Source organism: Plantibacter sp. CFBP 13570, from assembly GCF_014841395.1.
Classification (GTDB): Bacteria; Actinomycetota; Actinomycetes; order Actinomycetales; family Microbacteriaceae; genus Plantibacter; species Plantibacter auratus.
Window position 1 is genome coordinate 1 of record NZ_JACYTW010000052.1, and the last position, 26,534, is coordinate 26,534.

Sequence of the window (26,534 nt, forward strand, 5' to 3'; positions counted from 1 at the left end):
GAGGGGTCTGCGCGCCGCGGCCGGCACGGGAACGGTGACGCCGGTCGGATCCGCCGGTCGGCCGGCGGCGATCCGCGCCTGCCCGAACGCGACCTCGTGTCCCGCGGTCGCCCAGGGCTCGTCCGCGGCGAGGACAGCCCGCACGGTGAGCCAACGCTCGACGGGTGCGCCGGAGACCGGATCGACGTCGACGGTGGTCGGTGCGACGAGCGCACCGGTCGGCAGGTCGACGGTCGTCTCCCTCCGGGCACCCACCGCAGGCATCTCCAGTTCACCGGACGCGACCGCGATACCGTCGTCCTCCATGACCCATCGCAGCGCGAGGTGGTCGAGCGACCGCACGTCGTACTTGTTGCGCACCGTCAGCGTGCCCCCGGTTTGTCGTCCACAACTCCTGCAGACCGCACCGATCGCCGTGTCCGCCGCCCGCGAGTCGGGGCCCGTCCTCCGGCTCGCGCCGCACGAGCAGGAGTTGTGGACGTCGAGGAGGAGCTCGACGGGACTGATCGCGGCGTGCAACTCGGCGAGGCCGGGGGAGGGCGTGCGGTCGGCGAAGACGAGTCCGTCGAGGCAGTAGCGTCCGCCGTTCGGTCGGAAGGCGACATCGCCACCGTGCATGACGAACTCGTTCCCGGCGGCGTCGGTGCTGCGGAAGCCGTGGTCGATCCACTCCCAGACGAAGCCGCCGCAGAACCGGTCGGAGGACTCGAGGATCCGCTGGTAGTCGACGAGCGACCCCGGTCCGTTGCCCATCGCGTGCGCGTACTCGCAGAGCAGGAACGGGAGCCTCCGCCGACGCACGTCGTCCGGCGACCCTGCCACGACGCCCGCGGGGGTCGGTTCCTCGCGACGGCCGATGGCCTCGAGCAGCTCCTGGTCGGGGTACATGAGGCTCGAGAAGTCCGAGTTCCGATACGACGGATCGCGCTCGTACATGATCGGCCGAGACGGGTCGCGCTCGCGGATCCACTGCTCCAGCACGTCGAAGTTCTCGCCGACCCAGCTCTCGTTCGCCATCGACCACACGACGATCGACGGGTGGTTCTTGTCGCGCTCGACCATCCGCTGGACACGGTCGAGCATCGCGTCGCGCCAGACCGGCTCCGTCGGCGGATTGCCGGCCCAGTCGGTGTAGATGAAGCCGTGGGTCTCGAGGTCGCACTCCTCGACCACCCACAGCCCCAGCTCGTCGCAGAGGCGGAGGAAGTCGGGGTGGGGCGGGTAGTGGCTCGTGCGCACGGCGTTGAGGTTGTGCTGCTTCATGAGCAGGATGTCCTGCCGCATGGTCTCCGTGTCGAGCGAACGGCCGCGGTCCTGGTCGTGCTCGTGCCGGTTGACCCCGCGGAACAGCACCGGGACGCCGTTCACGAGGAAGCGGCCGTCCTCGATGGAGACGGTGCGGAACCCGATGCGCAGCTCGACGGTCTCGCCGGCCACGGGCGTCTCGTCGGTCGGTCGCGGCCTGAGGTGCGCCGTGTAGAGGCGCGGTACCTCGGCGCTCCAGGGCTCGACCGGCAGAGCGGTCGCGGTGCCGGTGGGGAGGTCGCGGATGCCGAGCTCGGGGACGTCGACGAGGCCGGGGACGTCGGTGTCGACACGCAGGACGCCGATGCCGTCGCGGTGGTCGTAGCTCGCGCGGACCTGGACGTCGTCGATCGCGCCGGCCGGGCGTTCCAGGAGGTCGACGTCGCGGAAGATCCCCGGCAACCACCACATGTCCTGGTCCTCCAGGTAGGTGCCGCTCGACCACCGGTGCACCCGCACGGCGAGGACGTTCTCACCGGAGACGAGGTGCTCCCCGACGTCGTACTCCACCGGGAGCCGGCTGCCCTTGCTGTGGCCGAGGAGCACGCCGTTCAACCACACGGTCCCGCAGGAGTCGACACCTTGGAAGCGCAGCACCGTGTCAGAGCGTCGCCAGTCCTCCGGCAGGGTGAAGGTACGGCGGTAGTCACCCGTCGGGTTCTCCTCGGGCATGCGAGGCGGGTTGATCGGGATCGGGAACGCGGTGTTCGTGTACAGCGGCTGCCCGTGGCCCTCGAGGACCCAGTGCGCGGGCACCCGGATGCGGTCCCAGGAGGAGTGGTCGAGCGACGGATCACCGAAGGTGTCGCCCGTCCCGTCGGCCGTGGGTGAGAGCGTGAACGCCCAGTCGCCGTTGAGGGACAGCTGACGCGCGTCGCTCAGTTCGTCGGCCCGGGGTCGCCGCCGCCCGGTCCCCGGGATCGGGTCTTCGACCCACGACGCCGCGAGCCCTGCTGAGTCGTTCATCGTCGTGCAACCTTCATCGTCGTGCAACCTTCACTGCCTGTTGTCCCTTTCTCAGGAGGTCCTCGGCGCGCCGGCCCGGCCAGCGGCCGCCACACCGAGGGACTCCTGAGAAAGGGACAGGGGAAGAGAACGGGGAGTCGGTGGATTGGTGGGTGGATGTATGGATGGAGGCGACAGGGGCTCAGTCGGTGATGGTGCTCGGCGGCGTGCCGAGGGCGTCGAGGTCCGACCAGAAGTCGTCGGGGATGAGGGTCGTGCGCAGCGCCTCGACCTGTTCCAACCGCTCCGGGCGGTTCATCCCGACGACGGTGGAGTCGACGAGTTCCGATCGCGTCGAGAACGCGAGGGCGGCAGCTGCGAGCGGGATGCCGTGGCGGGCGGCCAGTTCGTCGGCGCGGTCGACCCAGGCGAGCAGCTCAGGCGACCCGGCCTGGTACGCGTACGTGGCCGGCTTGCCGTCGCGGCCACGACGCCCAGCGAGGAGCCCGCCCCCGAACGGCGCCGCATTGAAGACGCCCATCCCCCGCGACCGCGCTTCCTCCAGCAAGCCGGTCGCCGAGCGGTCGACGAGCGTGAACCGGTTGTGGGTGAGGAGCACGTCGAAGACGCCGGTGCGAACGTAGGGCAGCATCACGCTGATGGCACCCGCCGCGATCCCGATCGCATCGACCAGGCCTTGCTCCTTGAGCGCCAGCATGCCCTCGATCGCACCGCCCGGTGCCGACGCATCCTCGAACGACACCGAGTACGGGTCGTGCAGGTGGAACACCGGGATGCGCTCGACGCCGAGCCGCTCGAGACTCTCCTCGAAGGAGCGCAGCACCCGGTCGCGATCGAACACCGCCGTCGACGGATCCTGGTCGGCCTTCGTCACGACCCCGCGCCCCTCGGGCAGACCGCCCTGCCGGATGGCATCACCGATGGCCGTCTCGCTGCGCCCGTCCGAGTACGCGTTCGAGGTGTCGACGAGCAGATTCGGCCCGCGGAGGGCGACCGACGCGAAGGCCGTGGAGCCGGCGGCCGGTGAGCCGTCGGCGCTCGCCGGGGTGCCGAGACCGGAGGTGCCGACCGTGACCGGGCTCGCGAGGAGTCCGGTCGAGCCGAGCAGGCGGAGGTCGTCTGGTGTCGCCGCCGCTGGAGCCGTCTGGGCGGCGGAGGCCGTGTGGGTCGTGTCGTCGTTGATCATGTCGTCCATCCTGCAATCGTCGGGCACTCGGGCGTCACCCCTTGAGAGCGCCGGATGCCAGCCCCTTCATGATCCGCTGGTTGAGGAACACGAACACGACGAGCAGTGAGAAGACGTTGATGCAGATGCCCGCGAACAGCGGCCCGTAATCGACCTGGCCGAACTCCCCGCTGAAGTTCAACAGACCGGCCTGGATGGTGCGGAGGTCGGCGTTCGTCGTGAACGTCAGCGAGATGAGCAGGTCGTTCCAGATGGAGAGGAACTGGACGAGCCCGATCGTGAAGAGCGCGTTCCGCACCATCGGCAGCCCGATGGACCAGAAGGAACGGATGATGCCGGCACCGTCGATCGTCGACGCCTCGAACACCTCGCGCGGCACGGCCCGGAAGTAGGCGGTCATCATGAAGACCGTCAAGGGCATCCCGAGTGCCGTGTAGGTGATGATCATCGGCCAGTAGGTGTTCGTCAGGCCGAGGTTGAAGTAGGCGACGAACAACGGGACGAGGATCATCTGGCCGGGGATCATGATGCCGGAGATGAACAGCAACAGCGTCAGGTTGCGGCGCTTCCACACCATCACCTCGAGGGCGAAGGCGGCGGCGACGCCGAAGATGAGGATGAAGACGAGCGACGGCAGGGTCACGATGACGCTGTTGAGCAGGTTCTGCGAGATGTTGCCGGTCGTCCAGGCCGTGACGTAGTTGGCGAAGCTCCACGACTCCGGGAGGGAGAAGGTGGACTCCTGCAGGAACTCGCGCTGGTTCTTGAACGAGGACAGGAACAGCCAGACGATCGGGTAGATCTCGATCACGAGCAGGAGTCCGATGAGGATGACCGAGGGCAGTTTCCGCAGGTAGTAGGCGCGCGAGCGGGGAGCGCGTCGCATCTTCGGGCGGCGGACGGCAGTGCCGGATCCGTCGCCGCTGCCGCTCGAAGCCGGGGTGGTGGCGCCGGGCGCCGGGGTGATGGCGGTCGTCATGGCGTCAGTCCTTCGTCAGGTCTCTGCGGGAGGTCTTGAAGATCAGGAGCGTCACGAGGAAGCACATGATCGTGAGCACGAACGCGAGCGTCGAGCCGTAGCCGTAGTTCTGGTACGTGAACGTCGTGTTGTACATGTACAGCGTCAGCGGGGTCGTCGCCGTCCCGGGCCCACCGCCCGTCAAGGCGAGCACCGAGTCGAACACCTTGAGCGTCGCGTTGAAACTGAAGATCACGGCGGAAAGCAGGACGGGGAGCGACAGCGGCACGATGATGTACCGGACGAGCTTCAGGCCGCGGGCGCCGTCGATGCGGGCCGACTCGATCACCTCCTCGGGGATGTCGAGGAGCCCGGCGTAGAGCAGGACGGCGTAGAAGCCCATCGACCGCCACAGGTCCATGATGATGATCACGACGAACGCGCTGTCGGGCGAGCTGAACCAGTCCACCGAGTCGATGCCGAAGCCGTTCAGGATGGCGTTGACCGGCCCGGTCTGCGGCGCGACCTCGAACAGGCGCTTGAACAGCAGACCGACGGCGACGGTCGGCAGCACGACCGGGAAGAACACGAGCGTGCGGACGAGCGTCGACGCCTTCTTGAGGACGAAGACGTAGAAGAGGGAGAGTGCGTACCCGAGGGCGATCTGCGCGACCGTCGCGATGAGCGAGTACTTGATGCTGAAGAAGATCGCTTCCGGGGCCGTCGGGTCGGCGAACAGCTGGGCGAAGTTGTCGAGGCCGACGAACTCGAAGCCGCGCAGGTCGCCCTGGAAGAAGGTGAGGCCGAACGACCACATCACCGGGACGAGCTTCACCAGGGTGAAGATGAGCAGGGCCGGGCCCAGCAGGATGGCGATGGCCTTCCTGTCGCCGAGGACGTCTTTCATGCTGTGCTCCTGAGTCGGTCGGGGGACCGTGAGGCTGGGGCGGCAGGGTGCGTGACCCGCTGCAGGGGTGGAAGTCCGCGGACGGACGGATCCGGTCGCCGGGCGGGTGCCAGGCGACCGGATCGCCGGTTACTTCTTGAGACCCGCGTCCACGCCGGCCTGGACGAGCGCCGCGAAGTCCTCGGGGGAGATGCCGCCGGTGAGCAGCGGGGCGGCATTGGTCTGGGCGTCGACGCCGGCCTTCTCGGGGAGGAAGGTCTCGAACCAGGTGACCGTCTCGTCGGTGTCGGCCATGATGCCCTGCACCTCGGCGGTGAGCGCCGGGACGTCGGTGACCTCTTCGTTGAGCTTGAAGCCGGAGATGACGCCCTGGTTCTTTAGCACGCTGGAGCCGTAGTTCTCCGCGATGCAGCTGAGCCAGCCTCCGACCTTCTCCTCGTCGTACCCCTTCGTGGAGAACGAGGTCGCCGCACCGGTGTTCGCCGGGTACTGGTCGATGGACCCCTTGCCGCCCTCGACGGTCGGGAACGGCATGAAGCCCACGGCGTCCTCACCGATCTGGTTGAGTTCGGTGTTGTAGACGTCGGCGAGCATCCAGGTGCCGTTGTACATCATGGCCGCGTTGCCGGTGAAGAACTCGCTCGTCGCGGTCTGCATGTCCATCGTCGTGATGCCGGCACCGAAGTACTTGCCGAGGTCCGCGACGGCGGTGATCGCCTCGACGTACTCCGGGTCGGTCAGCTTGGCGTCACCCGAGGCGATGTCGTTCATCGCGTCCGGGCCGAGCAGCCGGAAGAGGTAGGTGCTGATGTAGCGGGTGATCGTCCAGCCCTGGGCACCGGAGACCGTGAAGGCGGACTTGCCGGAGGCCTGGACGGTGTCGGCCGCGTCGAGCAGTTCGTCCCACGTCTGCGGGACCGCGATGCCGAGGTCGGTGAACATCGTCTTGTTGTAGAAGAAGCCCTCGACGTTGTACTGGTAGGGCATCGAGACGAAACGGTCGCCGTAGATGTTCTTCACGGTGGCGACGGCCGAGGGGAGGATGTCGTCCATGACGCCCAGCTCGGTGAGGGTGTCCTCGAGGTCGAGGACGGTGTCGTCGTCGCCGAGGGTGCCGCCCGGCCGCAGCGGTGCGGTCGGTGCGGTGAACGTGGTGGGCAGGGCGTTCTGGCTGGCGAGCAGCGTGACGCGCTGGAGCACGTCGGCCTGGGGCAGGGTCTCGACCTTGAGCGGCAGTGCCTTCTCGTTCGCGGCGCACGCGCCGTCGCCGAGAGCGGTGAGTTCGTCGCGGACGATCGAGTTCTCGACGGCGGCGAGGTAGTCGAACGACGTGGCGCTCGATGCGCCGCCGTTCCCTGCGCAGGCGGTCAGGGCGAGAGCGGTGACGCCGAGAGCGGCGATGGCGGTGGCCGACCGACGTTTCGGGGCCCGGTGCGCTGTGGACACATTTCCTCCTTGAAGATGTGGCAGTGATGTTGAGACGCGAGCGGTGATGGTCGCGAGCAAAGTTGAAGCGTTTCAATGGCCGAGGCTAACCGCGCTCGGGTCGCATGTCAAGCGTCGGATCAGTTCCGCTCGGCGAGGCACTTCGAGCATGACAATGGCTGGACGGAATGCATATTGACACGTTTCAAGACGGCGACGAGAATGGGTGATCGTCGTCCCGTGATCTCGATCATGTCGGCACGACCACAGTCAACGACGATGCACGGCGATTCAACCCGCCGGACGAGGAACGGAACCGCACATGAGGTTGCAGGGCAAACGAGCCGTCATCACCGGAGCAGCAGGAGCGCTCGGGCGGGTGATCGCCCAGAAGCTCGCCGCGGAGGGTGCCGACGTCGCCGGCCTCGACCTCAACGCCGCGGGGCTCGAGGAGACGGCGGAGCTCGTCCGTGCGCACGGGGTGCGGGCCGCATCGGCGACGGCCGACCTGACCGACTTCGACGCCGTCCAGGCTGCCGTCGGCGGCATCGTCGACGAGTGGAGCGGGGTCGACATCTTGCTGAACGGTGCGGGCGGCGGCGCGGTCAGCTTCTTCCACGAGATGACGTACGAGACCTGGATGACCCAGATGGACCGCAACCTCAACTCGGTGTTCAACGTCACGCGCGCGGTCCTGCCCTCGATGCTCGAACAGCGCTCCGGTCGCATCATCAGCATCGCGTCCATCGCCGCCGTCAGTGGCGGACGCCTCGTGCGCGGGGCGACGGCCTACGCCGCGGCCAAGGCCGGCGTCGTCGGACTCACGAAGGCGCTCGCGATCGAGGTCGCCGAGCAGGGTGTCACCGTGAACGCGCTCGCCCCAGGAGCCCAGGCGACCCCCGGCCGCGACAACGACACCCCGGAGCGTCGCGAGGCGCTCCTCGCGCAGATCCCCACCCGGCTGCTCGGCGAGCCGGAGCACCTCGCGGAGACGGTCGTCTTCCTCGCCTCACCCGCCGCCGTGAACCTCACCGGCCTCATCCTGCCGCTCGACGGCGGACACTCGATCTGAGGCGGCGGACGATGACGACAGGACCAGAGGACATGACGAGACTCGAGCGCGGCAAGGCGAAGTTCGACGAGGTGTACGGCGAGGGGAAGTCGGAGGGGCTCGTCGCCATGCAGACCGGGCTCGCGCAGGACCTCGCGCGCTTCGGCATCGAGTTCAACTTCGGCGACATCTACTCCCGGCCCGGGCTCACGCTGGCGCAGCGGGAGCTCATCACCCTCGCGGCTCTCGTCGCGCTCGGCGGGCTGGAACCACAGCTGCGCGGCCACACCCGCGGTGCGATCAACGTCGGCTGCACCGCGACGGAGATCCTCGAGACGGTCATCCACACCGTGCAGTACGCAGGGTTCCCTCGCGCCCTCAACGCGATCCGGGTCGTCACCGACGCCCTCATCGAGGTCGGCGTGGATATCCCCGAGCCGCTCGGGCCGGAGCCGCATCGCGATCAGGAGTGACTCGAACGGGGCGATCTAGACTGAGCCGGGCCGCGGGAACGCTCCCGGGGGATGCAGCACGAGAGCAGGGGTGAACCATGGGACGAGTCGGAATCCGCGAGGTCGCGACGCTCGCCGACGTCTCCATGGGGACGGTGTCGCACTACATCAACCACCCCGATCGCGTCTCGCCGGAGAAGCAGGAACGCATCCAGCGGGCGATCGACCAGCTGGGGTTCGTGCGGAACAACGCGGCTTGGCAGCTCCGTCTCGGTCGGAGCGGCACCATCGCGTACATCGCGCCGGACGTCAGCAACCCGTTCTTCGCGACCATCGCCGAGGGGGTGGAGCAGCGCGCGGCCGAAGACGGTCTCTCGGTGTTCATCGCCAACTCGAACCGGAGTCGTGAGCGCGAGGACGCCTATCTCGGCATGTTCGAGGCGCACCGTGTACAGGGCATGCTCGTCGCCTCCCACGAGTCCGTCGAGGAGCGGTTGACGAGCATTCGGCAGCGGGGCATTCCGTCGGTCCTCGTCGGGCAGCTCGCGTCGTCAGCGGACCAGCCATCGGTGTCGGTCGACGACGTCCGGGGTGGGTTCCTCGCCGCGGAGCACCTGCTGCAGACCGGGCGTCGCCGGCTCGCGTTCGTCGGTGGTCCGCTCGGCATCCGCCAGGTCGCCGATCGGTTCGAGGGCGCGAGTGCCGCCGTCGCAGCCGTTCCGGGAGCGACGCTCGAGGTCATCGCGGGCACGGAGCGGACGATCGCCGAGGGGCGCGAGCTCGGACGCGCGATCGCAGCCCGTCCGGTCGACGCCCGTCCCGACGCCGTCTTCGCGGTCAACGACCTGCTGGCACTCGGCATCATGCAGACGCTCGTGGTCGAGCACGGGGTCCGGGTGCCCGAGGACATCGCGATCGTCGGCTACGACGACATCGAGTTCGCGGAGTCGTCGATCATCCCGCTCACCTCGGTGCGTGCGCCGCACGAGGGCTTCGGTGTCGCGGCCGTCGAGCTGCTCCTCCAGGAGTTCGCCGTCGCCGACGGTGCCCCCGTCCCGCCCCCGTCGTCCCGCCACATCGTCTTCGCCCCCGAACTCGTCCCCCGAGCCAGCTCGCGAACTGTCACCAACCGCTAGTCCAGCGCCCCGTCACTGTGCTGGAGTGACAGTTCGCGGGCTTTGGCGGGTTGCGGTTCGGATCCGGTAGAGGGACGTGCTGGCCGTGATGTAGAGGGTGCGGCCGTCGGGGTCGCCGAAGCAGACGTTCGCGGTGCGCTCCGGGACCGGGATGCGCAGGATGGTCGCGCCGGATGGGTCGAACACCTCGACGCCGTCGCCCGCGGACGACCAGACGTTGCCGTCGACGTCGATCCGGAAGCCGTCGGACGCGGGAACCGCGGTGCTCGCGAAGGTGCGACCGGGGGTGTCGCCGGCGACGACCGAGACGCCGTCTGCTGCGACGTCGTAGGCCGCGATCCGGCGGGCGGCGGTGGCGGTGTCGGACACGTACAGGATCGACTCGTCGGGTGAGAACGCGAGCCCGTTCGGGTGCACGAGCGCGGTGATGACGGGTTCGACCACGCCGGTCGCCGGCTCGAAGCGGAAGACGTAGCAGCCGTCGTACTCCTGCTCACCCGGGTGCCCCTCACGTCCGCTGGCGTCGATGCCGTAGGGCGGGTCGGTGAACCAGATCGAGCCGTCGGAGTGCACGACGACGTCGTTCGGGGAGTTGAAACGGCCGCCGGCCCAGCGGTCGACGAGCGTGACCGGGCCGTCGGGCCCCTCGATCTCGACCGCGCGGCGCCCGTGACTGCACTGCACGACCCGGCCCTCGCGGTCGATCGTGCGGCCGTTCGTGTACTCGGCGCCGTCACGGAACACGGCCGTCTCACCGGTCGCGGTGTCGAACTCGAGGATGCGGTCGTTCGGGATGTCGCTCCAGCGCACGCGTCCGGTCTCCGCGATCCACGCGGGCCCTTCGCTCCAGATCGCACCCGTGTACAGGTGCTCGAGTCCGGCTCCTTCGGCGAGCAGCGGTGAAGGATCGGTCATGGTGACGTCGTCGTCGGTCATGACGCCCAGCCTATTCGGCAGGTGCCGGTCTACGCCTGGTCGATGGGGGAGGAGCCGAGGTTGCGGGCGCTCGGTCGGGTGACGGGCGGCTCGACGATCGACTCCAGGAAGGCCCACGCGTCCATGCGCCAGCGGTCACCGGCGACGTCGATCGCCTCGATCCGGAACGGTGGCGTGAGGATCGCGTCCCAGTCGATCGAGTCGAGGACGCGTCGCGGGATCATCTCGTCGACGTACGGTGCTTCACGCTCCGGATCCGGAGCGACCTCGGGGGCGTCGTCGTCGACGAGGACCTCGAGTCGGTCGATCATCGCGTCGTCGAACTCCTGCATGCGGGTCACGAGCGTCTGGAGTTCGTCAGGTTCGAGACCGGCGACGAGTTCGAGCAGATAGGCGCGCCCCGGATACGCCTCCGCGGGCACGTCGACGATGTTGTACCGGCCGTCGTCGGAGATCCACATACGTCAACGCTAGCCCGTCGCGGCTGGAGGCCCGCGGTGAGGTGCGTCGATTCGTCATCGGAGCCGCCGTCGCGCGACGCGTCGCCGCACCTCAGACGGTCGGCACCTGGCTCGGGTCGACGGGCAGCTGTGCGGCCGGCCGGACGAGCGCCGTCGGGCCGGGATCGGTGAACCCGAACTGCTCGTAGAGGCCGTGCGCATCGCTCGTGAAGAGTGCCCACCGGAAGTGCGCGCCGGGACCGTCGTCGATCATGGCCTGCACGATGCGCTTACCGAGACCGTGGCCCCGGTGTCCTTCGTGGACGATGACGTCGGCGAGGTAGCCGAAGCCGAGTCCGTCGGAAACCGCCCGAGCGAAGCCGACCTGTGCGCCGGTCTCCTCCTCGTACACACCGATCACGCGCCAGGCGTCGTCGATCTGCGCCTCGACGTCGGCTCGGCTCCGCCACTTGGCCCAGTAGACCTCGCGGAGCAGGGCCCACACGGCGTCCCGGTCGATGCGGTCCTTCGAGTCGTCGATGCGGTAGCCCATCGGCCCACTGTAGGACGGCCGACGACGGGCCGTGGAGAGCCAGTCCGGCCTCGGTGGCCCGCTCGTCATCGGGCGACACGACGGAATAGTCGAGCCGTCCGCGGGCTTAGCGTGAGGAGAAGCACCAGCGATGCACCGAACCCTGGAGGACCATCAGATGACTCACGCCCGCACCACCCTCGGAACGTCCGACCTGTCCGTCTTCCCGCTGAACCTCGGCGGCAACGTGTTCGGCTGGACCGCCGACCGGCAGACCTCGTTCGACATCCTCGACGCCTTCGTCGCGGGCGGCGGCAACTTCATCGACACCGCCGACGGCTACTCCGCGTGGGTGCCCGGCAACACCGGCGGTGACTCCGAGCGACTCATCGGCGAGTGGCAGGAACTCCGCGGCAACCGCGACGAGCTCGTCATCGCGACGAAGGTCAGCCAGCACCCCGACTTCCAGGGCCTCGCTGCGGACAACATCCTGAAGGCCGCCGACGCCTCGCTCGAGCGCCTCCGTACCGACCACATCGACCTCTACTACGCGCACTTCGACGACGAGTCGGTGCCGCTCGAGGAGACGGTGACGGCACTGTCGTCCCTCGTCGACGCCGGCAAGGTCCGCCACCTCGGCATCTCCAACTACTCCGCAGCGCGCATCGCCGAGTGGTTCGAGATCGTCGAGGCCAAGGGGCTCCACCGCCCGATCGCCCTCCAGCCGCACTACAACCTCGTCGAGCGCGAGTTCGAGGGTGAGCTGCGCACGATCGCCGAGCGCGAGCAGCTCGCAGTGCTGCCGTACTTCTCGCTCGCCAAGGGCTTCCTGACGGGCAAGTACCGCGAGGGGTCGAGCGTCGACAGCGTCCGCGCCGAGGGCGCGCAGGCCTACCTGGCCGACCACGCCCCGCTCCTGCCCGTCCTCGACGAGGTCGCCGCGGCCCACGGCGTCTCCGTCGCGACGGTGTCGATCGCGTGGCTCCGCTCGCAGCCGACCGTCGCCGCGCCCATCGCGAGTGCCCGCACGGTCGAGCAGCTGCCCGACCTCCTCGCCTCCGCCACGCTCGAGCTCTCCGCCGACGAGCTGGCCGCCCTCACCGCCGCCTCGGTCGCGTAGGGGAGAGGCCGGCGAGGGCTCCTCTCCGCGCTCCGAAACACCCCGGCAACATGTGTCCCGGTAGAGTCGGCCCATGGGTGACCTGTTCAACGGCTATGGCGGCACGCTCGCCCCGCGCAAGACTCCGGGCGGCGTCCCCGCCTTCGACGAGATGTTCGGCGAGGCGGCGGAACACGCGGGTGGTGCGACCGCCAGGCGGGCGTATCAGGAGATCTACAGCTCCCTCGCACGGATGACGCAGGAGGAGCTCCGAGGCCGCACCGACGCCCTCGCGAGCTCCTACCTCGCGCAGGGCGTGACCTTCGACTTCGCCGGCGAGGAGCGTCCGTTCCCGCTCGACGCGGTCCCGCGGGTGATCGAGCAGCAGGAGTGGACGCAGGTCGAGGCCGGCATCAAGCAGCGCGTCAAAGCGCTCGAGGCGTTCCTCGCCGACGTCTACGGCCCGCAGCTCGCCGTACGCGACGGCGTCATCCCCGCGAAGCTCATCTCCTCGTCGTCGCACTTCCACCGGCAGGCCTACGGGATCCAGGCTGCGAACGGCGTCCGCATCCAGGTCTCCGGTATCGACCTCATCCGCGACGAGCACGGTCAGATGCGCGTCCTCGAGGACAACGTCCGGGTCCCGTCCGGCGTCAGCTACGTCATCTCCAACCGTCGCGTGATGGCGCAGACGCTCCCCGAGCTGTTCGTCTCGATGCGCGTGCGGCCCGTCGGCGACTACCCGAACAAGCTCCTGCAGGCGCTGCGTGCGTCGGCCCCGCCCGGCGTCGAGGACCCGAACGTCGTCGTCCTCACCCCCGGCGTGTACAACTCCGCGTACTTCGAACACACGCTGCTCGCGCGGCTCATGGGCGTCGAGCTCGTCGAGGGTCGCGACCTCTTCTGCTCCGGCGGCAAGGTCTTCATGCGCACGACCGCCGGGCCCACGCGCGTCGACGTCATCTACCGCCGCGTCGACGACGAGTTCCTCGACCCGCTGTCGTTCCGCGCCGACTCCATGCTCGGTTCGCCCGGGCTCATGCTCGCCGCGCGCCTCGGCAACGTGACCATCGCGAACGCGGTCGGGAACGGTGTCGCCGACGACAAGCTCGTCTACACGTACCTGCCCGACCTCATCAAGTACTACCTCGCCGAGGACGCGATCCTCCCGAACGTCGACACCTGGCGGCTCGAGGACCCGCTCGCCCTCGAAGAGGTGCTCGACCGCCTGGACGAGCTCGTCATCAAGCCCGTCGACGGCTCCGGTGGCAAGGGCCTCGTCGTGGGTCCGGACGCCTCGAAGGAGGAGCTCGCGACCCTCAAGACGAAGCTGCAGGAGGACCCGCGCGGCTGGATCGCGCAGCCGGTCGTCATGCTCTCCACCATCCCGACGCTCGTCGAGGACGGCATGCGTCCCCGCCACGCCGACCTGCGTCCGTTCGCGGTCAACGACGGCAACGACGTCTGGGTGCTGCCCGGCGGCCTCACGCGCGTCGCCCTGCCGGAGGGGCAGCTCGTCGTGAACTCCAGCCAGGGCGGCGGCTCGAAGGACACCTGGGTGGTCGGCCGCGCCTTCGATCCGAACGCCGCGCCCGAGGCCTCGTCGCACGACATCCAGGGTCTCGTCGCCGAACAGGCCACGACCGAGACGACGTCGATCCCGATCATCTACGACCACGGCACGACCCCGGAGCATTCGCCCCAGGACCGTCCGGCCGGCAACCAGGACCAGCAGGAGCAACAGCAGCAGACGCTCGCCCAGCCCGCTGCCGACGGGTCGACGCAGGAGGACGCATCATGCTGAGCCGCATCGCCGAGAGCCTCTTCTGGATCGGCCGCTACATCGAACGCAGTGACGGTACCGCGCGCATCCTCGACGTCCACCTGCAGCTGCTGCTCGAGGACCCGTGGATCGACGAGGACACCGCCTGCCGGTCGCTGCTCTCCGTCATGGGCAGCGACGCGCCCGCCGACCAGGAACTCACCCGTCAGGACGTCCTCGCGCAGCTCGCCGTCGACCGCACGCACCCGGCGTCGATCGCCTACTCGCTCGGCGCCGCTCGCGAGAACGCCCGACGTGCCCGCGAGATCGTGTCGACCGAGCTCTGGGAGTGCCTCAACACGACGCGTGCCCGGATGCCGCGCCGGGTCGCGAGCGACAAGGTGCACGAGTTCTTCGGGTGGGTGCGCGAGCGTTCGGCTCTCGCCGTCGGCATCGTCGACTCCGCCACGAGTCGCGACGACGCCTGGCGCTTCTTCACCCTCGGTCGCAGCCTCGAACGCGCCGACATGACCGCCCGACTCCTGGCGACGCGGTCGCTCACCGAGGCGAGCGGCCCGTCCTGGACGACGATCCTCCGCTCGTGCGGCGCCTATGAGGCCTACCTGCGCACGTACCGCGGCATGCCGAGCGCGAAGAACGCGGCCGAGTTCCTCCTGCTCGACCAGCTCTTCCCCCGGTCGGTCATGTTCTCCATCAGCCGGGCCGAGGAGTGCATGCGCGACCTCGAACCGCGCCGAGGCCGCGTCGGGACGGTTGATTCCGCCCAGCGCCTGCTCGGTCAGATCCGCAGCGACCTCGAGTACCGGCCCATCCAGGACACGCTCGTCGACCTCCCCGGCCGCATGGACGCCGTGCAGAACGTCACCAGCCAGGTGTCGGAGGCGATCCGCGAACGCTACTTCCCCACTCACGCGGTGCCCGCGTGGATCGGAGAGAACTCATGACCCGGCTCCACATCAAGCACAGCACCGGCTTCTCCTACGGCGGCAAGGTCAACGCGTCGTACAACGAGGCGCGCATGCTGCCGGTGACGACCGAGGACCAGTACGTCCTGTACTCGCACATCGACATCCAGCCGGGAGCGTCGCAGTCGACGTACACCGACTACTGGGGCATGAAGGTCTCGGCGTTCGAGGTGCTGACGCCGCACGAGGAGCTCTCGCTCACGGCGACGAGCCTCGTCGAGGTCCGGCCCCGTAAGCACGAGCCGCACCCGACCGGCTGGGAGCAGCTCGACATCGCGACCCAGGCCGCCGTGACCCGGGTGGAGCACCTGGAACAGACCCGACGCACGACGCCGCCGGACGACCTCGTCGAGCTCGCCCGGACCATCGCCGACCGCTACGAGAGCCCGTGCGAGGCCGCGATGGCCATCAGCCGGGAGATCGGCGAGCAGATGGACTACGTGCAGGGCGTCACGAGCGTGTACTCGACCGCCGCCGAGGCGTGGGCGAACCGCAAGGGCGTCTGTCAGGACATCACGCACATCGTCCTCGGGGCGCTGCGCTCCGTGGGGATCCCGGCCCGGTACGTGTCGGGGTACCTGCACCCGAAGCCGCACGCGGCGATCGGCGAGACGGTGACGGGGGAGTCGCACGCGTGGGTCGAGTGGTTCTGCGGTGACTGGCGTGGGTTCGACCCCACCAACATGGTCGACGTGGGCGAGCGTCATGTCCTCATCGGGCGGGGGCGTGACTACGGTGACGTCTCCCCGCTCCGTGGGGTGTACGCGGGCCCTTACCGCTCGAAGCTCTTCGTGAAGGTCGAGATCACCCGAGAGGCCTGACCCGACTCCACCGCGGGGAGACCCTCCTCGGTGGATGCGCCAGCGCGGTGCGCTGACGTGAGCGCGGGTCATGCGCGTGAGCGCGGGTCTCCGGAGGGTCGCGCTCACGCGCAGGCCACGCGGTCGCGCCCGTTCAGGTGCTCTCGCGTCAGCGCACCGCGCCGACGCCTACAAGCCCGCGCTCGCCTCAGTGCACCGCGCCGGCACCCGTAGGATCGACGGCATGCAGACCGAGATGATCGTCCCGGCCCGCCGCCCGATGAAGCTGATCCCCGCGGTGCTGCTCGCCGCGTCCGCGTTCTGCCTCTTCGGCCTCATGCAGCCGCTCGCCGGCTACCCGCTCCTCGTCGCCGCGCTCGCGACCGCGATCCTCATCGACCGCGACCTCGCGAAGGACCTGTTCCTCATCGCGATCGGTATCGGGATCGTCTCGACCACGTCCGTGGAGGCGGACGTCTCCTGGCCGAGCTTCTTCCGGATCGGCACCGTGCTGCTGCTGGCGGTCGGCGTCCCGTTCCTCATCGACCGATTCGTCTACCGGCGGAAGGCGATCACGTTCCCCTGGCGCAGCCGCGAGAAGAAGACGAAGGGCGAGATCGCCTATCTCTTCGCCGTCCCGCTGCTCGGCTGGGCGATCCTCCCGTTCTACTTCATCCGCTCGGGCGCCTACGAGAACTGGCCGGTGATCAGCGACACCGGGGAACTCGGCCGGTTCTTCGTCGGCGTCAACGCGGTCGGCACGTGGGACGAACTGTTCTTCATCTGCACCTGTTTCGCCCTACTGCGCCGGCACTTTCCGGTCTGGCAGGCCAACCTGCTGCAGGCCGTCATCTTCGTCTCGTTCCTCTGGGAACTGGGTTACCGCTCATGGGGCCCGCTCCTGACGTTCCCCTTCGCACTCCTCCAGGGGTACCTGTTCTCGAAGACGCGGTCGCTCGGGTACATCCTCGCGGTCCACCTGCTCTTCGACGCGATCGTCTTCCTCGCGATCGTGCACGCGCACCATCGCGACTGGATTCCGATCTTCTGGTACTGAGCGATGTGTCCGCCCGCCAGCGCGGTGCGCTGATGCGAATGTCCGTGTCCCGGGCCCAGCGCGGTGCGCTGACGCGAGCGGCGGTGTTCAGGCGTCAGCGCGGGTCTGGCAGGTGACCGCGGGTCTCCAGAGGCGCGCGCTCACGCCACAGACCCGCGCTCACGCGAGCGCACCGCGCTGGCAGCAACCCGGACGGGGATCAGGTGGCGGCGGGCTTCGTCGCCGCTCCGTCGAGCCAGAGTTCGGTCGACTCGTCGCGGTGCACCCCGTCGGTGCCGACGTGCTTCTCGCTGATCGTCGGACCGTTCTTGATGACGTGGACGAGCGCCATCCCATGACCCCGGCCGAGCTCGTAGTCCGTCTTCAGCCACTCGAGGATCTCGCCGGCCTTGGTCGACGCGTCGAAGCCGCGGGCGTGCGCCTCGTCGACGAGCTCGCGCGGGGTCTTACCGGTCTTCGCCTCGGCGGCATCGAGATAGGCCTGGAACGACATGACGGCTCCTTCGTCGATCGGGTGTCAGCGCCATCGTAGCCAGCGAGGGCACCGAGCGACAGGCCCCGCAGCGCGCCATGCGGCCTCCCTCCAGGGTGGGCGGCGGCGACGCCAATAGGGTGAGGGGATGGATCGCCCCAGCAGGACCCCCGCCGGATTCGCCGCGACCGTCGGCATCGACCTCCTCGCCGTCGTCGTGTTCGTCCTCATCGGCCGCGCCAGCCACGGCGAAGGCATCCTTGGACTCCTCGTGACCCTGTGGCCGTTCGCTGTCGGACTCCTCGTCGGACACGTCCTCGCGCTCGTCCTCGGTCAGCGCGAGACCCGCTCCGTCCGCTGGGCCGGCGTCGTCGTCTGGGTGTCGACCGTCGTCGTCGGGATGGTGCTGCGCGCGGTCTCCGGCCAGGGCGTCCAACTCAGCTTCGTCATCGTGACCGTCCTGGTCCTCGCCGCACTCCTCCTGGGATGGCGCCTCGTCGCGTGGCTCATCGCCCGCCGACGCCGATGACGCCGCCGACACCGCCACCGACGATCGCATGAGCGCCGAGCGCTGGGGGCGCTGGTACTTCGGCGTGCAGGCTCTGGCCGGCGCAGCCTGGTGGGTGTCGGTGTTCCTCGTCCCGCCTGTCCGTGCGGCGACGCTCGGCAGCCTCGACCCCGTCGTCATGGCCGTGCTCGACGTCCCACTCTTCGTCGTCGCCTCGGCGCTCGCCGCATGCGCCATCCGATGGGCGGCGATCCTCGCGACCGGATGGACGCTGCTGGTCACCGTGTCACTGGGGATCTTCGCGGGCGTGACCCAGGAGGCGGGGATCGGCGCCCTGCTGATGGTCGGCGCCGCGGTCGGTTCGGTCACGGCACTCGCGCTCGTCCTCACCGGCGGGATCCCGAGAGCATGGATCGCCATCGGGCCGTTCGCGTTCCGCCCAGCCGATGCGTCGGCGTCGACCGGTTCACAACTCGCGAGGACCGCCGTCGAGATCGTCGCGTTCTGGGGCGTCTTCCTCGCGGTGATCCCCGCCGTCCTGCGCTTCTTCGAGCTGCGATGGCGGGTCGCGGTCGCCCTGCCGCCGGGTGCGGAGCAGTTCGCCGTCATCGCCGGCATCGTCGTCTTGGTGCTCGGGAGCGTCGTCGGGCTCTGGTCCGCCGCCGCGATGGCGACGACCGGGGGTGGGACGCCGCTGCCCGCCGCGATGCCGAACCGACTCGTCATCGCCGGGCCCTATCGCTTCGTCCGCAATCCCATGGCGGTCGGCAGTATCGTCCAGGGCGTCGGCGTCGGACTCCTGCTGTCGTCCTGGATCGTGGTCGTGTACGCGGTCTTCGGTGCCGTCGTCTGGAACGTCCTGGTCCGGCCGGTCGAAGAGGCCGACCTCGAGGCGCGCTTCGGCGAGCCGTACCGCCGCTACCGCGAGGACCTGCGGTGCTGGGTCCCGAGCCTCCGTCCGGTGGCGGCTCGTTCGTAACTCCTGCCGCCTGCGACGACCGGCCGCGTCACCCGCTGCCCCGCCCGCCCGCGAGCCCCGGCGGTCGCAGGATGCAGGAGTTGTGAACGCCGAGCGGGTCGGAGCGGAGGACCGTCTAGCGGCGGGAGCCGGTGAGGGTCGTCGACTCGTCGACCGGCGACGACTCGGGACGCGACTCGGGACGCGACTCCGGACGCGGCTCGGGCGCCTTCGCGCGCGACTTCGGCTTCGGCAGCGGGATCGGCGAGGTGAGCGCGATCTGCTCCGAGAAGTCCTCCGGCGTGACCGGGGACACGACGCCGTCGTGGGTGAACTGCAGGCGCCAGCGGGAGTCGGGGGCGACGCGCAGGCGGAGGTGATGACGGAACACCCCGTAGGCGAGGCCGGTGGCGCAGGCGGCGAACCCGGCGAGCGCGCCCAGGCCGAGCGCCCAGCGCGGCCCGAAGGTGTTCGCCACCCACCCGACGATGGGCGCGCCGATCGGGGTGCCACCCATGAGGATCGCCATGTACAGCGCCATCACCCGGCCACGGACGGCGGCCTCGGTGCTCGTCTGCACGAGTCCGTTCGCGGTCGTCAGGAGCGTCACCGTCGAGAAGCCGACGAGGATCAGCACGGCGGCGAACGACCAGTAGCTCGGCATGAACGCGGCCGTGAGCGCAGCGATCCCGAAGAGCCCGGCCGCGCCGACGATCATCCGCATCTGGGCCTTCGCCCGCCGCGCCGCGAGGAGTGCCCCGGTCAGGGAACCGATCGCGAGCACCGACGAGAGGATGCCGTACTCGCCAGCTCCCTTGCCGAATTCGACGGCCATGGTCGAGGCGAAGATCGGGAAGTTCATGCCGAACGCGCCCATGATGAACACGATCACGAAGACGACCATGAGGTCCGGCCGCCCGCGGACGTAGCGGAAGCCCTCGACGAACTGTCCTCGAGCCCGCGGTGGGCGCGGCGCGCGACGGAGCTTGCCGGTGCGCAGGGCCAACAGGGCGCCGATGACGCCGAGGAAGGTGAAGGCGTTCACGACGAACACCCACCCGGAGCCGATCGCGACGATGAGGAGACCGGCGATGGCGGGGCCGACCATGCGCGCCGCGTTGAAGGACGCCGAGTTGAGCGCGACGGCGTTCGACATGTTGTGCTCGTCGACGAGCTCGGAGACGAAGGTCTGGCGGGCCGGGCCGTCGACGGCGTTGATGATGCCGAGGGCCAGCGCGAAGAGGTACATGTGCCACAGCTCGGCGTGACCGAAGATGAGCAGGGCGCCGAGGGCGAACGCCAGGAGCATGAGGCTCGACTGGGTGAGGATGAGGATCTTCCGCTTGTCGAAGCGGTCGGCGATGAGACCGGTGATCGGCACGAGGACGAGCTGTGGCCCGAACTGCAGGGCCATGGTGGCCCCGACGGCCACGGCGTCGTTGTCGGTGAGGTCGGTCAGCACGACCCAGTTCTGGGTGGTGGCCTGCATCCAGGCGCCGACGTTCGACACGAGGGCGCCGATGAACCAGATGCGGTAGTTGACGCTGGACAGGGAACGGAACATTGCACTCACTGGGTGGCGAGTCTCCTCATGATCTCGGCTGCGCGGGCGAGGGTGTCGCGTTCGTCCGGGGTGAGCGCGCGCAGCTGCTGGGTGATCCACGCGTCGCGCTTCCGGACGGTCTCGGTGACGGTGGTGTGGCCCGCTTCGGTGAGGGCGATGGTGACCTTCCGGCGGTCGGCCGCGTCGGTTTCTCGGGTGACGTACCCGGCCTCTTCGAGGCAGTTGACGGTGCGATTCATGGATGGCGCGGACACGCGGTCGCGTTCGGCCAATGCCCGCAGGGTTGCGGAGCCCTCTTTGTAGAGCCCTCCGAGGACGGAGAACTGCGGATCGCTGAGGTCGTCGACCGACTTCTCTCCGCGCAGTCGTCTCGCGAGCCGGAAGGTGCCCATCCGGAGTTCGGACGCCTGCTCGGCGATCGTCAGTGCCCTGGTTTTCGTCGCTGCTCCGCTTGCCACGATTCATTAGCCTAGCTCATTAGTATTGCTAAGTAAATAGGCGTCGCCCTTCGACAGGCTCAGGGACCGGACCCTTTGGTCCCTGAGCCCGTCGAAGGGCTGGGGTGGGGTCAGAGCCAGCGGCGGGCTCGGAAGATGGCGTAGAGGGTCCCGGAGAGGACGAGCATCGCTCCGATGGCGACCGGGTAGCCGAACTGCCAGTGCAGCTCCGGCATGTCGTCGAAGTTCATGCCGTAGACGGTGCCGATGAGTGTCGGGGCGAAGAGGATCGCCGCCCACGAGGAGATCCGCTTGATCTCCTCGTTCTGCGCCAGCGCCGTCTCGCTCATCCGACGCGACTCCTCGTTCTGCGCGAGGCTCGCCTCCGAGAGGCGTCGCATCTCCTCGTTCTGCTGCTGCGTCATGAGCGTCGCGTGCACCGTCAGCGCGTTCCGGAGCAGGTGGCGGAAGGAGTCGACGCGCTCCGCGATCCGGAGGGTGTGGTCGAGCACGTCGCGGAAGCCGTTGCGCAGCTCCTCGTCGAGACCGTACTTGTCGGCACCCTGCAGCAGGCCGTGGAGCATGGCCCGCAGGGGCGTGGTCGCGCGCTGGAACGCGATGACCTGGCGCAGCAGTTCGTAGATGCGACGCGAGACGTCCGCGGCGTCGCCGAAGAGCTCGTCCTCGATCTCGTCGATGTCGTTCTCGAGCCCGGCGACGACGGGACCGTAGCCGTCGACGACCTGATCGAGCACCGCGTGCAGGACGGCGTCGGGGCCGAGCGCGAGGATGTCGGGCCGGGCTTCGAGTCGCCGCCGGACCTGGCCGAGGTCGGGCTTCTCCGCGTGACGGACGGTGACGACGAAGCCCGGCCCGACGAACAGGTGCACCTCGCCGAATTCGACCCGCTCCTCCTCGTCCAGGTAGCGTGCCGGACGCAGGACGACGAACAGCGTGTCGCCGTACCGCTCGAGCTTCGCCCGCTGATGGCCCTTCAGGGCGTCCTCGACGGCGAGCGGATGTAGGTCGAACTCCTGCGCGACGGAGCGGATCTCCGACGGTTCCGGGCGGTACAGGCCGATCCAGGCCATGCCGCGCTGTTCGTTCAGGAGCTCGTACGTCGCGTCGAGCGATCGCGGGCTCGCCGAGCGCCGTCCGGTCACGTAGATGCCGTTGTCGATGAGTGCCATGAGGTCTCCGTCCATCGATCGACGGGAACGTGCGGCGGCCGCGCGGGTGCAGGTGATCGCGGTGGATTGCACCCGGGGAGGTGTGAGTGAGGGCGCCTCGGCACCGGCGGTGGCAGCGCCTACCGGGTGAGGGAGGCGAGGCGGTTCGTCGATGCGATGGCGCGGATACTGTCACCAGCCATGGCCGCTCACCTCGCTTCCGTCGAAACCTGCCGGCCCGCCGTTCGGGCCTCGTTCACCGTACGCCTGCCCTCCGGGAACTGCAAACGGACTCGCCACGCCGCCGGGCCGAGGGCCTACGCTGGCGGGATGAGCGAGCAGACCCCGCCACCCGTCGCCGACGCGAACCGCCCCGTCGAGCCGCGACCGTATGCGACCGAGACGATCGTCGACGACGACGGCGTCACGGTCTACGTCTACCTGTGGGAGGTGCCGAACCCTCGGGCCGTCGTGCACATCGCCCACGGTGCGGGGGAACACGCCCTCCGCTACGGGCGCCTCGCCGCACGGCTCAACGACGCGGGGTACACGGTCGCGGCCGACGACCACCGCGGCCATGGTCGCACGGGGCTCGAGCACCTCGGCCTCGGCAAGCTCGGCCCTCGGACGACCCGGGGTGCGATCGACTCCGTCGCCGCCGTCGGCCGGTACCTGCGGACCCGCTTCCCCGAGTCGCGGCTCGCCTTGCTCGGGCACAGCTGGGGCTCGCTCATGGCGCAGAAGGTCGTCGCCGAACACGACCTCTACGAGCTCCTCGTCCTCTCGGGCACCTCGCTCGCGATGCCCGGCGTCATCAACGCTGGCGACCTCAACAAGCGCTGGCGGAAGACCGGGAAGACCGGTCTCGAGTGGCTCAACCGCGACCCGGCCGCCTGGGCAGCATTCGCCGCCGACGAGCGCAACTTCGACATCGGCGTCACCCCGGTGTGGAACCCGATCCAGGCGTTCGCCTTCCTCGGTCGCCCGCCCCGCCGCATGCCGCGCAAGCTGCCCGTGCTCATCCTCGGCGGGTCCGACGACTCCCTCGGTGGTGTGCGCGGACTCACCCTCCTCCGGGACGCCTACGTCAAGCGCTCCAAGCTCACCGACGTGACGCTCATCATCTACCCCGAGGCGCGACACGAGATCTTCAACGAGCTGAACCGCGAGGACGTCGAGCGCGACGTCGTGGAGTGGCTCGACAAGCGCACCTGAGTCGCCCGGGCCGGTGAGTGCCCGCCCCGGTCCGTGAGCGCCCGCCCCGGTCCCTGAGCTTGTCGAAGGGCAGCGAACGAGACCACCCTTCGACAAGCTCAGGGGCCGCGGGGTACAGTCGCGGCACCCACACTCGACGCAGAGGAGACCCGGTGACCTCGGACGGACCCACCTACAGCCACCGCAGACGGAACTCGGCGGAGCGCATCGCCCGGTCGCTCGCGGGAGCGAGCACGGTCCCGTACTGGCTCGACAGCCCCCACCGGCCGACGCCGGAGCCCCGACTCGTCGGCCAGGTCACGGCGGATCTGCTGGTCGTCGGTGGCGGCTACTCCGGACTGTGGACGGCGCTCGTCGCCAAGGAGGCCGACCCCTCGCGCGACGTCGTGCTCGTCGAGGGCAAGGAGGTCGGCTGGGCGGCGAGTGGCCGGAACGGCGGCTTCTTCGAGGAGAGCCTCACCCACGGTGTCGACAACGGGGAGCGCCACTTCGCCGACGAACTGCCGGAGCTCGAACGCCTGGCGGACGAGAACTTCGACGAGTTCGTCGCCACGCTCGACCGCCTCGGGATCGACGCCGAGTTCGAGCACACCGGTGTGCTCACGGTCGCGACCGAGCCGCATCAGGTGGACGCGCTGCGCGAGGTGTCGGGGGACGGCGTCTTCCTCGATCGCGAGGCCGTCCAGGCGCTCGTGCACTCGCCGGTGTACCTGGCCGGTCAGCGCGAGTGGAAGAGCACCGCGCTCGTCCACCCGGCGAAGCTCGCCTGGGGCTTGAAGCGCGCGTGCATCGAGCTTGGTGTGCGGGTCTTCGAGCACACCCCGGCGACCCGGCTGCGACGCTCGGGCGACGGCGTCGCGGTGACCACGAAGCAGGGCGGGGTGCAGGCTCGGCAGGTCGCGCTCGCCACCAACGGTTTCCCCTCGCTCCTCAAGCGCACGGAGCTCCTGACGATCCCCGTGTACGACTACGTGCTCATGACCGAGCCGCTCTCCCCGGAGCAGCTCGAGAGCATCGGGTGGGCCGACCGCTTCGGCATCGCCGACTCGAGTCGCGAGTTCCACTACTCCCGCCGGTCCGCCGACGACCGCATCCTCTACGGCGGCTTCGACGCGGTCTACCACCGGGGTGGCAGGATCCGGCCGGAGCACGATCAGCGCCGCGAGACGTTCGAGACCCTCGCCGACCACTTCTTCACGACCTACCCGCAACTCGACGTCCGGTTCACCCACGCGTGGGGCGGCATGATCGACATGTGTTCGCGGCTGTCGGCGTTCCAGGGCACGGCACTCGGCGGGCGCGTCGCCTACAGTGCCGGCTTCACCGGGCTCGGGGTCGGAGCGACGCGCTTCGGGGCGAAGGTCATGCTCGATCTGCTGAGTGGCGAGTCGACCGAGCTGACCCGCCTGAAGATGGTCCGGTCCAAGCCGATCCCCATCCCGCCGGAGCCCATCGCGAACCCCGCGATCCAGACCGTCCGCCGCGCGGTCGCCCGTTCCGACGCGAACGAGGGCCGCGACGGCCTGCTCCTGAAGGTCATGGACCGCTTCGGCATCGGCTTCGACTCCTGAGGGGTTCGGCTCCCCTTCCGGGGAATCCGGACGCCGTCCAGGAATAGGCTGGGGGCATGCATGGTGAGTACAAGGTCCCGGGTGGCAAGCTCGTCGTCGTCGATCTCGAGGTGGTCGACGACCGCATCGCGGACTTCCGCCTCGCGGGTGACTTCTTCCTCGAACCCGACGACGCGCTCGCGCTGATCGACCGCGCCGTCACTGGGCTCCCCGCCACCACGGACGCCGCAGGTCTCGCCGCCGCCATCCGCGGCGCCCTGCCGGAGGACGCCGTGCTCCTCGGCTTCACGCCCGAGGCGGTCGCGACGGCCATTCGCCGCTCCCTCGCGAAGGCGACGGGCTGGGGCGACTACGACTGGCAGCTCATCCACGAGGGCTCGGTGTCGCCGCAACTCCACCTGGCGCTCGACGAGGTCCTGACGAACGAGGTCGGCGAGGGTCGCCGCGGTCCGACGCTCCGCATCTGGGAGTGGGACCAGTCGGCGGTCGTCATCGGCAGCTTCCAGTCGCTCAAGAACGAGGTCGACCTCGACAACGCGAAGGCGAACGGCTTCGAGGTCGTCCGCCGCGTCTCCGGCGGTGGCGCGATGATGATGCAGCGCGGTGGCATCATCACCTACTCGCTCTACGTCCCGGCCGAGCTCGTGAACGGCATGACCTTCGCCGACTCCTACGCCTACCTCGACGACTGGGTGCTCGTCGCCCTCCGTTCGCTCGGCATCGAGGCGACGTACCAGCCGCTCAACGACATCACGAGCCCGTCGGGCAAGATCGGCGGCGCCGCGCAGAAGCGGCTCGGGAACGGCGCCGTGCTGCACCACGTCACGATGAGCTACGACATGGACGGCGAGCTCATGACGCAGGTGCTCCGCATCGGGCGCGAGAAGCTCAGCGACAAGGGCACCACCTCGGCCGCCAAACGCGTCGACCCGCTCCGCAGCCAGACCGGGCTCTCGCGGGCCGAGATCATCGATCGCATGAAGGACACCTTCGTCGAGATCACCGGCGCGACCCCCGGCCACGTCACGGATGCCGAGCGCGCCGCCGCCGAGCAGCTCGTCACCGACAAGTTCGCCACCGACGCCTGGCTCACTCGCGTCCCGTAGCCTGCCGCAGCCCGCGAACTGTCACCAGTGGCGGGTGTGGGCCTGCATCACCCACCGTTGGTGACAGCTCGCGGGCTAGGGTGGGGGGACGATGACAGCGCAGAACGAGACACCCGACCCGTCGACCCCCGCCACGCAGGCGTCCCTCGAGCAACGGCTCGCCGACGCGGTGGCCGCCGAGAGCGAGACCCGGGTCGTCGAACGCTGCGTGTCCCTCCTCGCCGGTCGCTACGAGGGCGAGGACTTCCTCCGCGTCGTCGGCGGCCACCACGCCGAGGGCATCCTCGGCGGAGCGCCCGCGCTGTACTGGCCCGAGCTCTGGGGCACCCGTGCCCTGCTGCACGTGTGGGACGACTCGGCCACCGCGCCCGTCGTCGGAGCACTCGGCAACCAGGCCTGGCGCGTCCGGGAGATGGCCGCACGCGTCTGCGCCGAGCGTCGGATCGGCGACGTCGCCGCGATCGCGCCACTGCTGAGCGACGACCACGCCCGCGTGCGCGCAGCCGGAGCCCGGGCGCTCGCCGTCGTCGGTGGTG

General features: G+C 69.4%; 26 protein-coding genes. 14 read left to right on the plus strand and 12 right to left on the minus strand.

Translation table 11 applies throughout. The features are described 5' to 3' along the window. From IFT89_RS15375 to IFT89_RS15395, 5 genes are all read right to left on the minus strand, one after another. On the minus strand, window positions 1-2,271 hold a 2,271-nt coding region (locus tag IFT89_RS15375; RefSeq protein ID WP_202939393.1), incomplete at its 3' end, for a glycoside hydrolase family 2 TIM barrel-domain containing protein. Window positions 2,272-2,452: 181 nt separating this feature from the next. Next, window positions 2,453-3,466, minus strand: coding sequence for an aldo/keto reductase (locus IFT89_RS15380; RefSeq protein WP_244650758.1), 1,014 nt, complete (start codon window positions 3,464-3,466; stop codon window positions 2,453-2,455). A gap of 25 nt (window positions 3,467-3,491) precedes the next feature. Next, the gene (locus IFT89_RS15385) at window positions 3,492-4,436 is read right to left on the minus strand and encodes a carbohydrate ABC transporter permease (RefSeq protein ID WP_244650759.1); all 945 of its coding nucleotides are present in this window, start codon (window positions 4,434-4,436) and stop codon (window positions 3,492-3,494) included. 4 nt (window positions 4,437-4,440) lie between these two features. Then, window positions 4,441-5,322, minus strand: a complete 882-nt coding sequence (locus tag IFT89_RS15390) for a carbohydrate ABC transporter permease (protein ID WP_202939394.1) — start codon at window positions 5,320-5,322, stop codon at window positions 4,441-4,443. Between the two features lie 129 nt (window positions 5,323-5,451). Beyond that, on the minus strand, window positions 5,452-6,768 hold the full coding sequence (locus IFT89_RS15395) for an ABC transporter substrate-binding protein (RefSeq protein WP_079003547.1): 1,317 nt from the start codon (window positions 6,766-6,768) through the stop codon (window positions 5,452-5,454). 301 nt (window positions 6,769-7,069) lie between these two features. On the opposite strand from IFT89_RS15395, the gene IFT89_RS15400 reads away from it, so the two are divergent. From IFT89_RS15400 to IFT89_RS15410, 3 genes are all read left to right on the plus strand, one after another. After that, entirely contained in the window at window positions 7,070-7,819 is a 750-nt protein-coding gene (locus IFT89_RS15400) for an SDR family NAD(P)-dependent oxidoreductase (RefSeq protein WP_202939395.1), read from the plus strand. A gap of 11 nt (window positions 7,820-7,830) precedes the next feature. Next, window positions 7,831-8,271, plus strand: coding sequence for a carboxymuconolactone decarboxylase family protein (locus IFT89_RS15405; RefSeq protein WP_202939396.1), 441 nt, complete (start codon window positions 7,831-7,833; stop codon window positions 8,269-8,271). A 77-nt stretch (window positions 8,272-8,348) separates the two neighbouring features. After that, window positions 8,349-9,386 carry a LacI family DNA-binding transcriptional regulator gene (locus IFT89_RS15410; RefSeq protein ID WP_194602881.1) on the plus strand — a complete coding sequence of 346 codons (1,038 nt, stop codon included), beginning with the start codon at window positions 8,349-8,351 and terminating at the stop codon, window positions 9,384-9,386. 12 nt (window positions 9,387-9,398) lie between these two features. On the opposite strand, the gene IFT89_RS15415 is transcribed toward IFT89_RS15410, so the two are convergent. From IFT89_RS15415 to IFT89_RS15425, 3 genes are all read right to left on the minus strand, one after another. Then, window positions 9,399-10,322, minus strand: a complete 924-nt coding sequence (locus tag IFT89_RS15415; RefSeq protein ID WP_244650760.1) for an SMP-30/gluconolactonase/LRE family protein — start codon at window positions 10,320-10,322, stop codon at window positions 9,399-9,401. A 29-nt stretch (window positions 10,323-10,351) separates the two neighbouring features. After that, window positions 10,352-10,783, minus strand: coding sequence for a hypothetical protein (locus tag IFT89_RS15420; protein ID WP_202939397.1), 432 nt, complete (start codon window positions 10,781-10,783; stop codon window positions 10,352-10,354). 91 nt (window positions 10,784-10,874) lie between these two features. Next, window positions 10,875-11,315, minus strand: coding sequence for a GNAT family N-acetyltransferase (locus IFT89_RS15425; RefSeq protein ID WP_202939398.1), 441 nt, complete (start codon window positions 11,313-11,315; stop codon window positions 10,875-10,877). A gap of 157 nt (window positions 11,316-11,472) precedes the next feature. Between IFT89_RS15425 and IFT89_RS15430 the strand changes: the two genes are divergently transcribed. The 5 genes from IFT89_RS15430 to IFT89_RS15450 all read left to right on the plus strand — a co-directional run bounded on the left by IFT89_RS15430 (window position 11,473) and on the right by IFT89_RS15450 (window position 16,998). Next, window positions 11,473-12,414: an aldo/keto reductase gene (locus IFT89_RS15430; RefSeq protein WP_202939399.1), complete on the plus strand. Its 942-nt coding sequence runs from the start codon at window positions 11,473-11,475 to the stop codon at window positions 12,412-12,414. A gap of 73 nt (window positions 12,415-12,487) precedes the next feature. Next, window positions 12,488-14,197 carry a circularly permuted type 2 ATP-grasp protein gene (locus IFT89_RS15435; protein WP_137244152.1) on the plus strand — a complete coding sequence of 570 codons (1,710 nt, stop codon included), beginning with the start codon at window positions 12,488-12,490 and terminating at the stop codon, window positions 14,195-14,197. Next, entirely contained in the window at window positions 14,191-15,120 is a 930-nt protein-coding gene (locus IFT89_RS15440) for an alpha-E domain-containing protein (protein ID WP_064295753.1), read from the plus strand. The genes IFT89_RS15435 and IFT89_RS15440 overlap by 7 nt, the downstream gene beginning before the upstream one ends. After that, the gene (locus tag IFT89_RS15445) at window positions 15,117-15,962 is read left to right on the plus strand and encodes a transglutaminase family protein (protein ID WP_079706431.1); all 846 of its coding nucleotides are present in this window, start codon (window positions 15,117-15,119) and stop codon (window positions 15,960-15,962) included. Before IFT89_RS15440 ends, IFT89_RS15445 begins: the two co-directional genes overlap by 4 nt. Before the next feature lie 223 nt (window positions 15,963-16,185). Beyond that, window positions 16,186-16,998 (plus strand): CPBP family intramembrane glutamic endopeptidase, encoded by an 813-nt coding sequence (locus IFT89_RS15450; RefSeq protein ID WP_202939400.1) that lies wholly within the window; start codon window positions 16,186-16,188, stop codon window positions 16,996-16,998. Between the two features lie 199 nt (window positions 16,999-17,197). Here the strand turns inward: IFT89_RS15450 and IFT89_RS15455 are convergent, their stop codons facing one another. Continuing rightward, on the minus strand, window positions 17,198-17,491 hold the full coding sequence (locus tag IFT89_RS15455) for a DUF4287 domain-containing protein (RefSeq protein ID WP_079706432.1): 294 nt from the start codon (window positions 17,489-17,491) through the stop codon (window positions 17,198-17,200). 127 nt (window positions 17,492-17,618) lie between these two features. On the opposite strand from IFT89_RS15455, the gene IFT89_RS15460 reads away from it, so the two are divergent. Together IFT89_RS15460 and IFT89_RS15465 are read left to right on the plus strand one after the other, a co-directional pair. Next, the gene (locus tag IFT89_RS15460; RefSeq protein ID WP_202939401.1) at window positions 17,619-17,999 is read left to right on the plus strand and encodes a DUF3054 domain-containing protein; all 381 of its coding nucleotides are present in this window, start codon (window positions 17,619-17,621) and stop codon (window positions 17,997-17,999) included. Window positions 18,000-18,027: 28 nt separating this feature from the next. Further along, the gene (locus IFT89_RS15465; RefSeq protein ID WP_202939402.1) at window positions 18,028-18,957 is read left to right on the plus strand and encodes a methyltransferase family protein; all 930 of its coding nucleotides are present in this window, start codon (window positions 18,028-18,030) and stop codon (window positions 18,955-18,957) included. 115 nt (window positions 18,958-19,072) lie between these two features. Here IFT89_RS15465 and IFT89_RS15470 read toward each other — a convergent pair whose 3' ends face one another. From IFT89_RS15470 to IFT89_RS15480, 3 genes are all read right to left on the minus strand, one after another. Continuing rightward, window positions 19,073-20,500, minus strand: coding sequence for an MFS transporter (locus IFT89_RS15470; protein ID WP_202939403.1), 1,428 nt, complete (start codon window positions 20,498-20,500; stop codon window positions 19,073-19,075). A gap of 5 nt (window positions 20,501-20,505) precedes the next feature. Then, window positions 20,506-20,958, minus strand: a complete 453-nt coding sequence (locus IFT89_RS15475; protein WP_229939713.1) for a MarR family winged helix-turn-helix transcriptional regulator — start codon at window positions 20,956-20,958, stop codon at window positions 20,506-20,508. A gap of 110 nt (window positions 20,959-21,068) precedes the next feature. Beyond that, window positions 21,069-22,127 carry a magnesium and cobalt transport protein CorA gene (locus IFT89_RS15480; protein WP_064295772.1) on the minus strand — a complete coding sequence of 353 codons (1,059 nt, stop codon included), beginning with the start codon at window positions 22,125-22,127 and terminating at the stop codon, window positions 21,069-21,071. 309 nt (window positions 22,128-22,436) lie between these two features. Between IFT89_RS15480 and IFT89_RS15485 the strand changes: the two genes are divergently transcribed. The 4 genes from IFT89_RS15485 to IFT89_RS15500 form a co-directional block, all read left to right on the plus strand. Continuing rightward, window positions 22,437-23,321, plus strand: coding sequence for an alpha/beta hydrolase (locus tag IFT89_RS15485; RefSeq protein ID WP_202939404.1), 885 nt, complete (start codon window positions 22,437-22,439; stop codon window positions 23,319-23,321). Between the two features lie 152 nt (window positions 23,322-23,473). Next, on the plus strand, window positions 23,474-24,892 hold the full coding sequence (locus tag IFT89_RS15490) for an NAD(P)/FAD-dependent oxidoreductase (RefSeq protein WP_307783529.1): 1,419 nt from the start codon (window positions 23,474-23,476) through the stop codon (window positions 24,890-24,892). A 56-nt stretch (window positions 24,893-24,948) separates the two neighbouring features. Further along, window positions 24,949-25,998: a lipoate--protein ligase family protein gene (locus IFT89_RS15495; RefSeq protein ID WP_079706437.1), complete on the plus strand. Its 1,050-nt coding sequence runs from the start codon at window positions 24,949-24,951 to the stop codon at window positions 25,996-25,998. 91 nt (window positions 25,999-26,089) lie between these two features. Next, on the plus strand, window positions 26,090-26,534 hold a 445-nt coding region (locus tag IFT89_RS15500), incomplete at its 3' end, for a HEAT repeat domain-containing protein (RefSeq protein ID WP_202939405.1).

Excerpts from the sequence above, each read along its gene's own strand:
- IFT89_RS15460 (WP_202939401.1), top strand. The coding sequence starts at position 17,619 with ATGGATCGCCCCAGCAGGACCCCCGCCGGATTCGCCGCGACCGTCGGC.
- IFT89_RS15470 (WP_202939403.1), bottom strand. The coding sequence starts at position 20,500 with ATGTTCCGTTCCCTGTCCAGCGTCAACTACCGCATCTGGTTCATCGGC.
- IFT89_RS15435 (WP_137244152.1), top strand. The coding sequence starts at position 12,488 with ATGGGTGACCTGTTCAACGGCTATGGCGGCACGCTCGCCCCGCGCAAG.
- IFT89_RS15410 (WP_194602881.1), top strand. The coding sequence starts at position 8,349 with ATGGGACGAGTCGGAATCCGCGAGGTCGCGACGCTCGCCGACGTCTCC.
- IFT89_RS15420 (WP_202939397.1), bottom strand. The coding sequence starts at position 10,783 with ATGTGGATCTCCGACGACGGCCGGTACAACATCGTCGACGTGCCCGCG.
- IFT89_RS15465 (WP_202939402.1), top strand. The coding sequence starts at position 18,028 with ATGAGCGCCGAGCGCTGGGGGCGCTGGTACTTCGGCGTGCAGGCTCTG.
- IFT89_RS15480 (WP_064295772.1), bottom strand. The coding sequence starts at position 22,127 with ATGGCACTCATCGACAACGGCATCTACGTGACCGGACGGCGCTCGGCG.
- IFT89_RS15430 (WP_202939399.1), top strand. The coding sequence starts at position 11,473 with ATGACTCACGCCCGCACCACCCTCGGAACGTCCGACCTGTCCGTCTTC.
- IFT89_RS15455 (WP_079706432.1), bottom strand. The coding sequence starts at position 17,491 with ATGTCGTTCCAGGCCTATCTCGATGCCGCCGAGGCGAAGACCGGTAAG.
- IFT89_RS15405 (WP_202939396.1), top strand. The coding sequence starts at position 7,831 with ATGACGACAGGACCAGAGGACATGACGAGACTCGAGCGCGGCAAGGCG.
- IFT89_RS15400 (WP_202939395.1), top strand. The coding sequence starts at position 7,070 with ATGAGGTTGCAGGGCAAACGAGCCGTCATCACCGGAGCAGCAGGAGCG.
- IFT89_RS15425 (WP_202939398.1), bottom strand. The coding sequence starts at position 11,315 with ATGGGCTACCGCATCGACGACTCGAAGGACCGCATCGACCGGGACGCC.
- IFT89_RS15495 (WP_079706437.1), top strand. The coding sequence starts at position 24,949 with ATGCATGGTGAGTACAAGGTCCCGGGTGGCAAGCTCGTCGTCGTCGAT.
- IFT89_RS15450 (WP_202939400.1), top strand. The coding sequence starts at position 16,186 with ATGCAGACCGAGATGATCGTCCCGGCCCGCCGCCCGATGAAGCTGATC.
- IFT89_RS15415 (WP_244650760.1), bottom strand. The coding sequence starts at position 10,322 with ATGACCGACGACGACGTCACCATGACCGATCCTTCACCGCTGCTCGCC.
- IFT89_RS15485 (WP_202939404.1), top strand. The coding sequence starts at position 22,437 with ATGAGCGAGCAGACCCCGCCACCCGTCGCCGACGCGAACCGCCCCGTC.
- IFT89_RS15445 (WP_079706431.1), top strand. The coding sequence starts at position 15,117 with ATGACCCGGCTCCACATCAAGCACAGCACCGGCTTCTCCTACGGCGGC.
- IFT89_RS15440 (WP_064295753.1), top strand. The coding sequence starts at position 14,191 with ATGCTGAGCCGCATCGCCGAGAGCCTCTTCTGGATCGGCCGCTACATC.
- IFT89_RS15390 (WP_202939394.1), bottom strand. The coding sequence starts at position 5,322 with ATGAAAGACGTCCTCGGCGACAGGAAGGCCATCGCCATCCTGCTGGGC.
- IFT89_RS15380 (WP_244650758.1), bottom strand. The coding sequence starts at position 3,466 with ATGGACGACATGATCAACGACGACACGACCCACACGGCCTCCGCCGCC.
- IFT89_RS15385 (WP_244650759.1), bottom strand. The coding sequence starts at position 4,436 with ATGACGACCGCCATCACCCCGGCGCCCGGCGCCACCACCCCGGCTTCG.